The sequence below is a fragment of the Aeromonas sp. S18(2024) genome (genome assembly GCF_041402525.1).
Taxonomy (GTDB): domain Bacteria; phylum Pseudomonadota; class Gammaproteobacteria; order Enterobacterales; family Aeromonadaceae; genus Aeromonas; species Aeromonas enteropelogenes.
This window is the reverse complement of sequence record NZ_JBGLQV010000011.1, coordinates 79,658-93,253: the sequence shown is the minus strand read 5'-3', so window position 1 is coordinate 93,253 and position 13,596 is coordinate 79,658. Positions and strand designations below refer to the sequence as shown.

15 protein-coding genes and 1 tRNA gene are annotated in these 13,596 nt (G+C 59.6%); 5 read left to right on the top strand and 11 right to left on the bottom strand.

Features of this window, described 5'->3' with window-relative positions:
* Nucleotides 1-57 precede the first annotated feature (57 nt).
* On the top strand, nucleotides 58-273 hold the full coding sequence (gene rpmE / locus ACB034_RS17005; RefSeq protein WP_005306787.1) for a 50S ribosomal protein L31: 216 nt from the start codon (nucleotides 58-60) through the stop codon (nucleotides 271-273).
* Nucleotides 274-353: 80 nt separating this feature from the next.
* Here the strand turns inward: rpmE and ACB034_RS17000 are convergent, their stop codons facing one another.
* Nucleotides 354-1,004 (bottom strand): chromophore lyase CpcT/CpeT, encoded by a 651-nt coding sequence (locus ACB034_RS17000; protein ID WP_371173321.1) that lies wholly within the window; start codon nucleotides 1,002-1,004, stop codon nucleotides 354-356.
* A 306-nt stretch (nucleotides 1,005-1,310) separates the two neighbouring features.
* Between ACB034_RS17000 and rraA the strand changes: the two genes are divergently transcribed.
* Nucleotides 1,311-1,796, top strand: coding sequence for a ribonuclease E activity regulator RraA (gene rraA / locus ACB034_RS16995; protein WP_026456861.1), 486 nt, complete (start codon nucleotides 1,311-1,313; stop codon nucleotides 1,794-1,796).
* A gap of 272 nt (nucleotides 1,797-2,068) precedes the next feature.
* On the opposite strand, the gene ACB034_RS16990 is transcribed toward rraA, so the two are convergent.
* The 3 genes from ACB034_RS16990 to ACB034_RS16980 form a co-directional block, all read right to left on the bottom strand.
* Complete coding sequence (locus ACB034_RS16990) at nucleotides 2,069-2,743, bottom strand: 7-cyano-7-deazaguanine/7-aminomethyl-7-deazaguanine transporter (RefSeq protein ID WP_042027298.1); 675 nt, start codon at nucleotides 2,741-2,743, stop codon at nucleotides 2,069-2,071.
* A 94-nt stretch (nucleotides 2,744-2,837) separates the two neighbouring features.
* Nucleotides 2,838-3,125, bottom strand: a complete 288-nt coding sequence (locus tag ACB034_RS16985) for a DUF3630 family protein (RefSeq protein WP_371173320.1) — start codon at nucleotides 3,123-3,125, stop codon at nucleotides 2,838-2,840.
* A gap of 10 nt (nucleotides 3,126-3,135) precedes the next feature.
* Nucleotides 3,136-4,563: a YdiU family protein gene (locus tag ACB034_RS16980; RefSeq protein ID WP_371173319.1), complete on the bottom strand. Its 1,428-nt coding sequence runs from the start codon at nucleotides 4,561-4,563 to the stop codon at nucleotides 3,136-3,138.
* Between the two features lie 103 nt (nucleotides 4,564-4,666).
* On the opposite strand from ACB034_RS16980, the gene ACB034_RS16975 reads away from it, so the two are divergent.
* Nucleotides 4,667-4,966, top strand: coding sequence for a c-type cytochrome (locus ACB034_RS16975; RefSeq protein WP_017787071.1), 300 nt, complete (start codon nucleotides 4,667-4,669; stop codon nucleotides 4,964-4,966).
* Nucleotides 4,967-5,055: 89 nt separating this feature from the next.
* Here ACB034_RS16975 and recQ read toward each other — a convergent pair whose 3' ends face one another.
* The gene (gene recQ / locus ACB034_RS16970) at nucleotides 5,056-6,891 is read right to left on the bottom strand and encodes an ATP-dependent DNA helicase RecQ (RefSeq protein ID WP_201982617.1); all 1,836 of its coding nucleotides are present in this window, start codon (nucleotides 6,889-6,891) and stop codon (nucleotides 5,056-5,058) included.
* Nucleotides 6,892-7,023: 132 nt separating this feature from the next.
* Between recQ and ACB034_RS16965 the strand changes: the two genes are divergently transcribed.
* Together ACB034_RS16965 and ACB034_RS16960 are read left to right on the top strand one after the other, a co-directional pair.
* Complete coding sequence (locus tag ACB034_RS16965) at nucleotides 7,024-7,488, top strand: thioesterase family protein (RefSeq protein ID WP_042027294.1); 465 nt, start codon at nucleotides 7,024-7,026, stop codon at nucleotides 7,486-7,488.
* Between the two features lie 124 nt (nucleotides 7,489-7,612).
* Nucleotides 7,613-8,140 (top strand): hypothetical protein, encoded by a 528-nt coding sequence (locus tag ACB034_RS16960; protein WP_026457638.1) that lies wholly within the window; start codon nucleotides 7,613-7,615, stop codon nucleotides 8,138-8,140.
* Between the two features lie 365 nt (nucleotides 8,141-8,505).
* Here ACB034_RS16960 and ACB034_RS16955 read toward each other — a convergent pair.
* From ACB034_RS16955 to ACB034_RS16930, 6 genes are all read right to left on the bottom strand, one after another.
* A tRNA-Pro gene (locus ACB034_RS16955) sits at nucleotides 8,506-8,582 on the bottom strand.
* Between the two features lie 154 nt (nucleotides 8,583-8,736).
* A complete protein-coding gene (locus ACB034_RS16950) occupies nucleotides 8,737-9,441 on the bottom strand; it encodes an MOSC domain-containing protein (protein WP_042027292.1) in 705 nt (234 codons plus the stop codon).
* A 45-nt stretch (nucleotides 9,442-9,486) separates the two neighbouring features.
* Entirely contained in the window at nucleotides 9,487-10,329 is an 843-nt protein-coding gene (locus ACB034_RS16945) for an ABC transporter permease subunit (protein WP_026457636.1), read from the bottom strand.
* Complete coding sequence (locus tag ACB034_RS16940; protein ID WP_124239651.1) at nucleotides 10,326-11,231, bottom strand: ABC transporter permease subunit; 906 nt, start codon at nucleotides 11,229-11,231, stop codon at nucleotides 10,326-10,328. Before ACB034_RS16940 ends, ACB034_RS16945 begins: the two co-directional genes overlap by 4 nt.
* Nucleotides 11,228-12,382 carry a polyamine ABC transporter ATP-binding protein gene (gene potA / locus ACB034_RS16935; protein ID WP_042070602.1) on the bottom strand — a complete coding sequence of 385 codons (1,155 nt, stop codon included), beginning with the start codon at nucleotides 12,380-12,382 and terminating at the stop codon, nucleotides 11,228-11,230. Before potA ends, ACB034_RS16940 begins: the two co-directional genes overlap by 4 nt.
* A gap of 78 nt (nucleotides 12,383-12,460) precedes the next feature.
* Nucleotides 12,461-13,546 carry a polyamine ABC transporter substrate-binding protein gene (locus ACB034_RS16930; RefSeq protein ID WP_042070603.1) on the bottom strand — a complete coding sequence of 362 codons (1,086 nt, stop codon included), beginning with the start codon at nucleotides 13,544-13,546 and terminating at the stop codon, nucleotides 12,461-12,463.
* Nucleotides 13,547-13,596: the final 50 nt, after the last annotated feature.

Genomic DNA, 13,596 nt, shown 5'->3' with positions numbered 1-13,596 from the left:
CGTGTGGTGTCCGACAAGAGATCGGATGGCGACACGGCCTATTAATTGAGGTTGTCCATGAAAGCTGGTATCCATCCTGACTACGTAGCCATCACCGCCAAGTGCTCTTGCGGTAACGTCATCAACACTTTCTCTACCGTTGGTAAAGATCTGAACCTGGACGTGTGCTCCGAGTGCCACCCGTTCTACACCGGCAAGCAGAAAGAAGTTTCTAGCGGCGGCCGCGTAGACAAGTTCAACAAGCGTTTCGGTGCGATGACCACCAAGAAGTAATCTTACTTCTGAAGAATTCTGAAAAAGGCGCCCGATGGGCGCCTTTTTTACATCCCAAATTTACCCACCAGATAACCGGATCATTGTCCGCGTTCTTCGCTTCGGCGCAGATAGACGTATCCCTCTCCCGGGCTGCCCCAGCGCGCCTTGCCTTTCAGATCATATGCCCGATCCAGCAGCCTGATGCTGTTCGGCCCAATCCAGATATGCTGCACCAGGGTCGCGGCCCCGCCAAAGTTGGTGGCGCAGTGCCCGACCCGGGTATGGCCGGCATATTCGCCGGCGGAGGTGCGTACCAGCCAGATCTCGCACCCCTGGCGTAAAGAGAGCTGTTGCGGAGTCAGAGAATCGAGCAAGGCAGGGTTGTGCCAGGCGCCGGCAAAATCGGTCGCCATCGGCATGGTCAGCTCGGCCATCAGGATGCGTCCGTCAGGAGCAGGCGAGAAGCGATAGATGCGCTGGCGAAAAGGACGCACCGCACGCTGGGTCAGATATTGCTCGGCATATACCCAACGATAGCCCTGACGGCCGCGCCAGATCTCCATCAGCCGCAGCTCGGCGCTGGTAAAGCGGCTATCATAGCTGGCCTGCTCCTTGCTCGAGAACTCTCCGCTGAACCAGGAAAGCAAGGGCTCCATGCTCGACGTGAGCGAACCATTCCCGGGGGGTGTTCCTGCCAACGCCAGACAGGAGCAGAGCAGCCCGAGCACGGCCGCCAGCAATTTTGCCATCGAATCCTTCCGAATCATCATAGTGGCGGCGATTATATGAGCGAATCCCGTCAATAACAGCCATCAGGATCAAATCCTTGCCACTCTGGGGCAAAAACCTTGCGGGAAGAGACATACGGATATGATGACAATCCCCTTCCCCGCCAATATTGGTCGGCCAGACAAGAAAGCGACACCGGCTGGCAACATGGTGCAGGTGCTGGCACAAAAGCGGGAGCGTGCCGACCTGTTCAAGGAATATTCATTGAAATGCCGGGCCCACTCCTTATACTGGATCCACCTGTTTCCGGCGGTGGATTTGACACAATGGAATACAACACTTCAGAACTGTGCGACATCTATCAGGACATGGTGGATGTGCTCGAACCCATGCTCTGCTCCTTCGGCGGCCGCGCCTCTTTCGGCGGCGTCATCACCACGGTCAAATGCTTCGAATCGAACGGCCTGATCCGTGAGATCGTCAAGGAGAATGGCGTCGGCCGCGTGCTGCTGATCGATGGCGGCGGCTCCATGCGCCGCGCCCTGATAGACAGCGAGATCGCCACCACGGCTGCCGAGAACGAATGGGAAGGGATCGTCTGCTACGGCTGCGTGCGCGAAGTCGACATCCTGGAAGATCTGGATATCGGCATTCAGGCACTGGCGGCCATTCCCGTGGGTGCCGACAGCAAGGACGTTGGTGAAACCGATCTGCCGGTCAACTTTGGTGGTGTCACCTTCCTGCCGGATGACCATCTCTACGCGGATACGACTGGGGTGATTCTCTCCCCCGAGGCGCTCGATATCGAGTAAGCCGCAACCAGAGTGACAACGGGAGCCAAGGCTCCCGTTTTTTATGGCCGCTTTCCGCCAGACGCAGACAAAAAAAGAGGGCCAGTAAAAACTGGCCCTTTAACTGGAAGCAATGTGAGCAATGTCGTGCCTTCACAAGAAGTCCATCACGTTGGAACAAATGAAGTCTTTCCCGGAAAACAAGTTAACAATAATCATTCTCATTTAACTGTGCAACCCTTATTTGCCAAAAAAGCAAAAAAATTGACCACCGCTAAGGGTGGTCAATTTCGTCAGGCTTGTCGTGTGGCCGTCTGCAGGCTGGCCAATCCAGCCTCGCCCACCAGCTTACGGCTGAGGTAACGCAGCAATACACCATAGAGCGGAACGAACAACCCCAGGCTTATCAGCAGCTTGAATACATAGTCCACGGTCGCGATCTCGACCCAGTGTTCAGCCATGAAGGGGTCCGTGCTGCGCCAGAAGGCGATGCTGAAGAAAGTGATAGTATCCACCAGATTGCCAAACAGGGTGGAGGCAGCCGGCGCAATCCACCAGTGCTTGAGCAGCCGCAACCGGTTGAACACCACCACGTCCATGAACTGCCCCACCAGATAGGCCATAAAGCTGGCCAGGGCGATGCGTGCCACAAACAGGTTGAACTCGGCCAGATGGCTGACCCCCTGGAAGCTCCCTTCAAAGAAGAGCACCGAGAGCACATAGGAGATAGCCAGAGCGGGCAACATCACGGTCTGGATGATCTTGCGCGCCAGGCCGGCACCGAAGATCCGCACCGTCAGATCGGTAGCCAAAAAGATAAACGGGAAGCTGAACGCACCCCAGGTAGTGTGAAAGCCGAAGATGGTGATCGGCAGCTGAACCAGATAGTTGCTGCTGGCAATGATCAGGATGTGGAACAACGAGAGACGCACCAGCGCCGTCTGGTGCTGAGCAGGGGTCAGATTCATATTGTGACCTTTTTGGTTAATGGGGTTAGGGAACCCATACCGCCACCATTGGCGATAATTGAGGGGCGGCATTATACCGCCCCCTATCGATAGTTCAATCTTTATGCTGTTCAGCAAGCCAGAACAGCACCTCCTGATCGGCCGGGTGAACCGCGGTCAGCCAGCAACCACTGTAGTGTTCATACTCGAGTCGCAACCGGCTGCCTTCAAATTCCAGCAGCCAGCTGTGGCGGTCTGCCCCCCATTCCCGTTCGATCACAACCAGCTCCCACGCGGCCAGCAACGACTCGGCACGGGCGGAAAAGTTGTCCCACTCAAGCCCATCACACGCCAGCATCACCACGCCGGCGTCCGTATCTGTCTGTGTAATTCGCCAGTTCATCCCTTGCCTCTCAACTGCTGCACGACAACTCACCACCGCAATACCAGCTGGCAATCGGCGTGGCGAGCTCCTCATATTCAGGCTGTTCATCATAGGGATTTTGCAAGACTGCAAACAGCCGTTCAAACGGCATCATGTTCCCTCGCTCTGCAGCCTCGATCACCTGCTGGGCCAGGGCATTGCGCAGCACATATTTCGGATTGACCGCATCCATCTTCGTCTTGCGTACGGCGTCCTCGCTCCCCTCCCGGACTAGGCGCTCACGATAGTCCGTCAACCATCCCTGCCAGGCGGCAGGATCCGGCAACAAGGCCAGCAGGGAGGCGGGCCACTCCCCCTCTCGCGTCACTTCACCGAGACGACGCAGGAACAGGTGGTAATCCACTTTGTGCGCCGCCAGCAGTCGGAACAGCTCGCGAAACAACGCCGGATCATCGTCCTCCCACACCACCAGCCCGAGCTTGGCCCGCATCAGCTCGGAGTAGTGCAGCATCAACTGGTGTTCATACTGGGCCAGGGCCGACGCCAGCGCGTCGCCATCGACGTGACCGGCCAGCGCCTGGGCCAACTTCTGCAGGTTCCAGTAGCCGACCGCCGGCTGCTGATCCAGCGCATAACGACCGCCCGGATCCGAGTGGTTGCAGACGAAGTCCGGCACATAGGTGTCGATGAAGCCGTAGGGGCCATAGTCCAGAGTCAGTCCGAGCAGCGACATATTGTCGGTGTTCATCACCCCGTGGCAGAAACCTGCCGCCTGCCACTTGGCGATGAGCCGCGCGGTGCGGCGCACCACTTCGGCAAACAGCTCGACCCCGTTCGCAAGCTCCTGGAAATGATGACGCAGCGCATAGTCGATAAGGGCCGGGATCTTCTCCCCCTGCCCGCTCCAGGCGAAGTACTCGACATGGCCGAAGCGCAGATGACTCGAGGCGGTGCGCAGTACGGTCGCCCCCGTCTCCACCTGTTCGCGGTAAACCGGCTCCTGACTGCCCACCAGCACCAGTGCCCGGGTGGTGGGGATGCCGAGGGCATGCAGCGCCTCGGAGGCGAGATACTCGCGAATGCTGGAACGCAGCACGGCACGGCCATCGCCGAACCGGGAGAAAGGGGTCTTGCCCGCCCCTTTCAGGTGCAGGTCCCAGCGGCTGCCATCCGGCGCCAGCTGCTCCCCCAGCAACAGAGCACGGCCATCACCGAGACGCGGGCTGTAGCCGCCGAACTGATGGCCCGCATAGACCTGGGCCACCGGCTGCATGCCCGGCAAAGGCTGGCCATGACCACAGCAGGCCAGCCAGTCGGCATCGCTCACCACCCCCAGCCCCAGCTCGCCGAGCAGCGCACGGTTGAGGTGCAGCAGGCCGGGGGCATGCAGTGGTTGGGGGGCGACGGGCTCACAGGCCCAGGGCAGTTCGGTGGCAAAAGTGTTGATCAGCTTCATGGTGGTGCGGTTCGTCCCTGCGTATGCTCGTGTCACTCTTTATACCGCCGTCGGCCAGCAGTGGCTAACGGGCGATGCGCTATTTCATTTCAAGGAGAAGAAGATGCAAAGATGGTTGGGCGCCCTGCCCCTGTTGCTGTTGTTGTGGGGGCCGGCCCAGGCGGCCGATGTCGAGGCTGGCAAGGCCAAGGCCGCCGTATGCGCCGCCTGTCATGGGGCCGAAGGCAGGGCTCTGATCCCCAATTATCCCCATCTGGCAGGACAGAACGCCCCCTATCTGGTGAAACAGCTGAAGGCTTTCAAGGATGGCAGCCGCAAGGAACCTTTGATGGTGCCCTTCATGGCGCCGCTCACCGAGGCGGACATGGAGAACCTGGCAGCCTATTACGCCAGCTTGAAATAATCCACGGCGCCCGGCCAACGGGCGCCACTCCCCTGATGTGCCGCCCAGGCCTGAGTCCGCCGCGGCCGATGACGCTTCGCGAATCTCTCCTAGCGACGGCAGTAGTCGATGATCAGGTCCATAAAGGCTTCGCCGAAGCGTTCCAGCTTGCGGTGACCGACGCCGTTGATCGCCAGCATTTCGTCTTCCGTCATCGGCATGAGCTGAGCCATCTCCACCAGAGTGGCATCGTTGAACACTACGTAGGGCGGCACCTCTTCATCCTCGGCGATCTGCTTGCGCAGAGCGCGCAGCTCCTTGAACAGCCGCTTGTCGTAGTTGGCGTTGTCGAGCAGGCCGTTGCGCTTCTCCTTGCGACTGGAGATTGGCTGCAGGCGGGGTACCGCCAATTCCAGCTTCACCTCGCCGCGCAGCACGGGGCGGGCCGCCTCGGTCAGCTGCAGCACCAGGTTGCGGGTGATGTTCTGGGTCAGCAACCCTTTGTGTATAAGCTGGCGGATGACGCTCATCCAGTACTCGTGGCTCTGATCCTTGCCAATGCCGTAGGTCGACAGCTTGTCGTGGCCGTGATCCTTGATGCGCTGATTGAGCGAACCGCGCAGCACCTCCACCACATAGCCCACCCCGAAATTCTGCCCCACCCGCCAGACGCAGGAGAGCGCCTTCTGGGCGTCTTCGGTGCCGTCATAGCTCTTGGGCGGATCGAGGCAGATATCGCAGTTGCCGCACGGCTTGTCGTTGTATTCGCCGAAGTAGTTGAGCAGCACCTGGCGCCGGCAGGTCTGCGCCTCGGCGAAGGCCGCCATCACGTTGAGCTTGTACTGCTCCACCTGCAACTGCTGGGGGTTTTCGATGTTGTCGAGCAGCCGGCGCACCCGCCCGATGTCGGCGGGATCGTAGAGCAACAGCGCCTCGGCGGGGGTGCCGTCGCGCCCGGCCCGACCGGTCTCCTGATAGTAGGACTCGATGTTCTTCGGGATGTCGTAGTGCACCACGAAGCGCACGTTGGGCTTGTCGATGCCCATGCCAAACGCCACCGTCGCCACCACTATCTCGATGTCATCCTTGAGGAAGGCCTCCTGGGTCTGCTGGCGCAGCTCGAGGGGCAGGCCGGCATGATAGGGAGCTGCCTTGCAGCCGTGGCGGGAGAGCCGCTCGGCCACCTCCTCCACCCGGTTGCGGCTGGAGCAGTAGACGATACCGCAGTTGCCCTTCTGGCTCTGCACATAGCGCAGCAGCTGCTCGGCCGCCTTGAACTTCTCCACCAGGCTGTAGCGGATATTGGGCCGGTCGAAACTGGCGGTGTGGATAAAGGGATCGTTCAATTCCAACCGGTGCAGCATGTCGCTGCGGGTCGCCTCGTCGGCGGTGGCGGTCAGCGCCACCACAGGCACCTGGGGAAACCACTGCTTGAGCCGCCCCAGCGCCGCATACTCCGGCCGAAAATCGTGCCCCCACTGGGAGACGCAGTGCGCCTCGTCGATGGCGAACAGACCAAGCGGCAGTTCCGCCAACCGGTCCATGAACTCATGCTGCAGCAGACGCTCGGGGGAAACATAAACCAGTTTGATCTCGCCGCGGCGCATGGCGGCAAAGTTCTGGATCATCTCCTCCCGGCTCAGGGCCGAGTTGATGTAGGCCGCCGCCACGCCGTTGGCACGCAGGGTGTCGACCTGATCCTTCATCAACGAGATGAGGGGTGAGACCACCACCCCGAGCCCCGGTCGCAGCAGCGCCGGGATCTGGTAGCAGAGCGATTTGCCGCCGCCTGTGGGTTTGAGCACCAGGGCATCGCGCCCCGCCACTATCTGCTCGATGATCTCGAGCTGGCCCGGCCGAAATTGCTGATAGCCGAAGACCGCTTGCAGCAGGGCTAGCGGTGTCTCTGGCTGGGGGTCAGGCAGGGTTTCGGCAATCGCAGTCATGGGCTCTCCTTTGGGGTCGCCATTCTAAAGCAGCCGCCGTCCACAATAAACCTGCCATTGCGACTGTTAAGGAAGTGTTGCAGACTGGCTGGAGTTTTTACTCGGCTTTGCTGACAGGGATCGGGATCAAGGATGAAACAGATGCTCAAGAAGATGGCGCTCAGTGGCATTGCCAACCTGTTTGCCGAGAAGATGCCGTTCAACAAGCTGATCGGCATGCAGGTGACCCACTACGACTTCGACAAGGTGGAGCTGCGCATCAGGATGGACGAGAAGCTCATCGGCAACCCCTTCCACAACATTTTGCACGGCGGCGTCACCGCCAGCCTGCTGGATGTGGCGGGCGGCATGATAGTCGCCGCCTCCTGCATCGACGAGCTGGAGGATTTCTCCCCCAGCTACCTCAAGGAGCGCTTCTCCCGCCTCGGCACCATCGATCTGCGGGTGGACTATCTGCGGCCGGGGCGCGGCAACGAGTTCATCGCCACCGCCCACATCATCCGAGCCGGCAGCAAGGTCGCCGTTGCCCGCATGGAGCTGCACAACGAGGAGGGGACCCATATAGCCTTCGGAACCGGTACCTATCTGGTTGGATGAGCCCGCTTAATGCATAAAAACCACTCTGTTAATCCACTTTTAATCATTAGATTCCTTACCCCCTCCGCCCGATAAAGAGCCATACTGAGATCCGGGATTGTTTGCAGAGGGAGGATTGCAGGCGATGAGTGCGAAACTGGCGACCACACCATCCAGAGCCTTGTTGATGCGTATCGAGTCCATGCTCGACGAGGTGCAGACACCCGAGTGTCGTCACTGGCTGGAACAGGAGCTTGAGGGCTATGCGCTCTCCTCGCCCCTGCCTTGGTATCGCATCGTTCCCTGCCGGCAACGCGGTCACTTTTTGGATCTGAAGACGGGAAAATATTTGACCTGTCATATCAACAGTCAAACGCTATGCCAACGCGATCTGGCCCAAATTCAGTTCATCTATGCCCGTGAACCCGCCGCCCACTATTTGCTGCAACGCAATTCCGGTATTGAGCCCTGGCCAGAACAGCTGCTGGAAGATTATCAGGAGCAGCTGATCCCCGGCCATCTATGCCTGCAAGCCTGGCATGAGCCCGTGATTTCATTACGTGCACAACTGATGGAGGGAATCGAACATTTCATTAGTGAGTACCCCAAGCACGCGGCCTTGCAACCTCAGCACAGCTTCAAGGCATTGCGGCATCAGCACTGGCATATCTGAGTAAGCGCCTGGAGCGCAAGGAGGGCACTATAGACAAGACCCATAGCGAGATTGCCACAATCTGAGAGTGCCGGAGTCAGGATCAGACTCCACCCATGGGCCACCGGGCGGTGGCCCTTTTCATGCCTGTCGCAATCACCCCTGCCACTCAGTACTCGTCCACTTCTTGTGACCGCAAAATACAGTCATGACTCAACCATCATCTGCAGTGCTCGGCCCGTGAATGCCCCAGATATTCCGGATGTGGAACTAGATGGCCCAAGCTGCGTCAGGAATCAGGAAAGAGAAGTGGCCGGCTGGCAGAGAGAAGAAAAGCGGAGAGTAGAAATGCGAAAAGGCCGCTCATTGAGCGGCCTTTTCAAAAGTGGTCGGTGTGAGAGGATTCGAACCTCCGACCCCTTCGTCCCGAACGAAGTGCGCTACCAAGCTGCGCTACACACCGATGTCTGCGGGACGGGAATTTACCGAAAGCCCCGACTCGACACAAGACTTTTTTGCATTAAAAGGGAAAAAAACTGCCGTTCGCTCAACTATTCAGCGTTTTACGCACGAGTTTACCGGAATGCAGCCAAGTAGTGACATTCCGGCAACCAGACTCAAGGCAACTGCAGCGATTCGGGCCCCAGTAAACGGGGTCGCCAGTCAGCCACCATCCCGTGCTCCAGCCAGCTGGCCGCATTCTGACGCCAGTTGGGCGACAGCGCCGGATTCTCCAGCAACAGCAGTAGATCGGCTTCGTTGCGTACCTGATTGAACAGGATATCGGCGGTGCGCTTCACCGTCAGCTCTGGATAGGGCCTGTCCACCAGCTCCAGCGTCTGATCCGGTGCGACCATGCCCTCCTCCAGCACCCGCAGCAACCAGCCACAGCGACCACTGAGCTGCATCACCTGGGACATCTGACCATAGCCAAAACGCTGGTTGAGTTTGAAACAGGGCGATCTGGGCTGACTTATCTGGATCAGTGCCTCGCCGAGTCGATAGACGTCGCCGATGCAGGCCTGTGCTTCGGTCAGCCCGACACCGGAGAGATTCTCGCCAAAGGCGGCGGGTTGCCATGGCGTTTTGGGTGCAGGCAAGCCCAGCGCGGTTTGCCAGGTCTGCCACCAGGGGTAGTGATCGGCGGGATAGTAGTGCAGTGCCCGATCCGGGCCGCCATGATGACGTTGATCGCTTTGCTCATCCCCCTCCAGTCCAAGCTGGCCGCAAAACAGCGGCGCCGTGGCGGGGTGTTTGTGGATGGCTGTAGTGAGACCGGGCACCAGTTCGGCACCACGGCCGGTAAAGAGAGAGATCCGCATACTCATCCTCCGAATTGACGAGAGTAGGCGGATCTTAACACGAGGTCAGGCGACAGCCTGCATCTGGGCAGTCATGGCGATCTCGGCGCGGCGGCGTTTCTCCGCCTTGGCCATCAGATACCAGCTGCCAAAGGTAAACAGCGACACAGACAGCAGGATCAGGCTGGCAACCGCGTTGATCTCGGGTTTCACACCGAGACGCACCGCCGAGAAGACCTCCATCGGCAACGTGGTCGAGCCCGGGCCGGAGACGAAACTTGCCAGCACCAGATCGTCAAGCGACAGGGCAAACGACATCATGCCGCCCGCCGCCAGCGAGGGGGCGATCATCGGGATGGTGATCAGGAAGAACACCTTCCAGGGTTTGGCCCCCAGATCCATGGCCGCCTCCTCGATGGAGAGATCCAGTTCCCGCAACCTGGCCGACACCACGATCGCCACATAGGCGGTACAGAAGGTGGTGTGGGCAATCCAGATGGTCACCATGCCCCGCTCTGCGGGCCAGCCCACCAGCTGGGCCATGGCCACGAACAACAGCAGCAGGGAGAGACCGGTGATCACCTCGGGCATCACCAACGGCGCCGTCACCATGCCGCCGAACATGGTCCGGCCGCGGAAGTGAGGGATCCGGGTCAACACAAAGGCCGCCACTGTACCGAGCGCTACCGCCGCAATCGCGGTGTAGAAGGCGATCTCCAGCGAGCGCAGCACTGAGCCTATCAGCTGCTTGTTGTCCAGCAGGCCGAAGTACCACTTCAGCGACCAGCCACCCCATACTGTTACCAGCTTGGAGGCGTTGAAGGAGTAGATCACCATGATGACCATGGGCAGGTAGATGAACAGCAGCCCCAGCCACAGCATCAATTTGGCAAAACCGAAGCGCTTCATGCTTTACCCTCCAGCTCTTTGGCCTGGTTGCGGTTGAACAGAATGATGGGGACGATCAGCACCGCCAGCATCACCACCGCCAGGGCAGAGGCCACTGGCCAGTCGCGGTTGTTGAAGAACTCCTGCCACAGCACTTTACCAATCATCAGGGTTTCCGGGCCGCCCAGCAGTTCCGGAATCACAAACTCGCCCACCACAGGGATGAACACCAGCATGCAGCCGGCGATGATGCCGTTCTTGGAGAGCGGTACCGTGATCTGCCAGAAACGGGTGAGGTTGCGGGCACCGAGGTCAGACGCCGCCTCCAACAGGCTCTGGTCGTGCTTGACCAGGTTGGCGTAGAGCGGCAGCACCATAAACGGCAGGTAGGAGTAAACGATGCCGATGTAGACCGCCAGGTTGGTGTTGAGGATCTGCAGCGGCTCGTCGATGAGGCCTATCCCTATCAGCAGGCTGTTGAGCAGGCCATTGTTGCTGAGGATGCCCATCCAGGCGTAGACCCGGATCAGGATCGCGGTCCAAGTCGGCATCATGATGAGCAGCAGCAGAACAGTCTGGGTCTCCTTGTTGGCCCGGGCGATGGAGTAGGCCATGGGATAACCGATCAGCAGACAGAGCAGGGTACTGATGAAGGCCATCTTGAGGGAGCCGAGATAGGCCGCGATATAGAGCTCATCTTCCCGCAGCAGCAGGTAGTTGCCCATGTTGAGCAGTATGGTGAGCTGGTTGTCGGCCCAGCTCACCACATCGGTGTAAGGCGGGATCGCTACATCCGCTTCGGCGAAGCTTATCTTCACTACGATGATGAAGGGCAGCAGGAAGAAGAGGAACAGCCAGAAGAACGGGATGCCGATCACCAACTGGCGCCCGCCCAATATCTTCAGTCGTTTCAATGCATTCATGATTGCAGCACCACGCCGCTGTCATCTTCCCAGTAGAGGAACACCTGGTCATCCCAGGTCGGCCGCTTGCCGTGGCGTTCGGCGTTGGCGATGAAAGCCTGAACGATCTTGCCCGAGGGCAGCTGGATGTAATAGACGGAGTGGCCGCCCAGATAGGCGATGTCATAGACCTCGCCCTTGGTCCAGTTGAAATCGGGGTGCTCGATCTCGACCGGTTTTTGCAGGCTCATCAGCAGCTTCTCCGGCCGCAGGGCATAGGTCACCTTCTTGTTCTCGGCGCGGGAGCTGATGCCGTGGCCCACATAGATGGGCTGCTCCAGATCCGCACAGGCGATGGTGGCGTGGTCCTGCTCATCCTCCACCAGCAGACCGTCAAACAGGTTGACGTTACCGATGAACTCGCACACCAGTCGGCTGGCCGGGGTCTCGTAGATGTCCATCGGGCTGCCGATCTGCTCGATGCAACCGAGATGCATGATGGCGATCCGCTCGGCCATGGTCATGGCCTCTTCCTGATCGTGGGTCACCATGACGCAGGTCACGCCGACCCGCTCGATGATCTCGACCAGCTCCAGCTGCATCTGGGAACGCAGCTTCTTGTCCAGTGCCCCCATGGGTTCGTCCAGCAGCAGCAGCTTGGGGCGCTTGGCCAGGGAGCGAGCCAGGGCCACCCGCTGACGCTGACCACCGGAGAGCTGGTGCGGCTTGCGGCGGGCATACTGGGTCATCTGCACCAGCTTGAGCATCTCTTCCACCCGGGCATCGATCTCGGCCCTGGGCAGGCCATCCTGCTTGAGGCCGAAGGCGATGTTCTGCGCCACCGTCATGTGGGGGAACAGGGCATAGGACTGGAACATCATGTTGATGGGGCGCTCGTAGGGCGGCATGTCGGTGATGTCGACCCCGTCGAGGAACAGGCGTCCCTCGGTGGGGCGCTCGAACCCGGCCAGCATCCGCAACAGGGTGGATTTACCCGAACCGGACCCACCGAGCAGGGCGAAGATTTCGCCCTTGTGGATGTTGAGCGACACATTGTCGACCGCCAGCGTTTCATCGAACTGCTTGCTGACCCGATCGATCTTGACCAGCACTTCTTTGCGCTGCTGACTGCCCTCGAGGGCTTTCTTGTAGGCACTGGAGGCTATCGCCATTACCAAACTCCCAAGCGTGACACCGACCAGAGGGTCGATTCATAAAAGCGATCTGGCGCCCCAGAGCGGGCACCAAGGTTAGGTTCCGGACTTGATCTTCGTCCAACTCCGGGTCATTTGGCGCTGTACCGCACGTGGATGTGCCTCCTGCACAAACAGATGCTCCAGCACCGCTTGAGGCGGGTAGACCCGCTCATCCTTGCGCACCTCCTCATCCATGAACTCTCCGGCCTTGGCGTTGGGGTTCGCATAGCCCACATAGTTGCTGATCTTGGCGATCACCTCGGGCCGCAGGACATAGTTGATGAGGGCGTGGGCTTCTTTGACATTGTGGGCATCCGCAGGGATGGCCATCATGTCGAACCAGAGGTTGGCTCCCTCCTTCGGAATGCTGTAGGCGATATTCACCCCTTTGCCCGCTTCCTCGGCTCTCGCCGCCGCCTGCAGGATGTCGCCGGAGAAACCGGCCGCCACGCAGATGTCGCCATTGGCCAGATCGCCGATGTACTTGGAGGAGTGGAAGTAGGCCACATAGGGCCGCACCTTCAACAGCTGGGCCTCGGCCTTCTTGATGTCGGCCGGTTCGTGGCTGTTGGGATCGAGTCCGAGGTAGTTGAGGACGGCGGGGATCATCTCGTCGGCGGAGTCGAGAAACGCGACTCCGCAACGGGAGAGTTTTGCCATGTTTTCCGGTTCAAAGATGGTGGCCCAGGAGTCAATCTTGTCGACCCCCAGCACCGCCTTGATCTTGTCGACGTTGTAGCCGATGCCATTGGTTCCCCACAGATAGGGCACCGCGTATTGCTGACCCGGATCCACCTTGTCGAGCTGGCCGAGCAGCACGGGGTCCAGGTTGGCCAGATTGGGCAGCTGGGATTTGTCCAGTTTCTGGAACGCCCCCGCCTGGATCTGCTTGGCCAGGAAATTGTTGGAAGGCACCACCAGGTCGTACCCGGTCCGTCCCGTCAGCAGCTTGCCCTCAAGGGTCTCGTTGGAGTCAAACACGTCATAGACGGTCTTGATCCCGGTCGCCTGCTGGAAATCGCTGAGGGTCGTCTCGCCGATATAATCGGACCAGTTGTAAAAGTGCACCACAGGGGCTGCCTGGGCCACATTCGCCAGCCCCATGGTCAGGGCAAGGGTGATCAACTTGGTAGTATGCACTGTGTCAGTTCTCCTGTTTTGTGGTATTCCGGCTGCGCATCCCTTCGCGC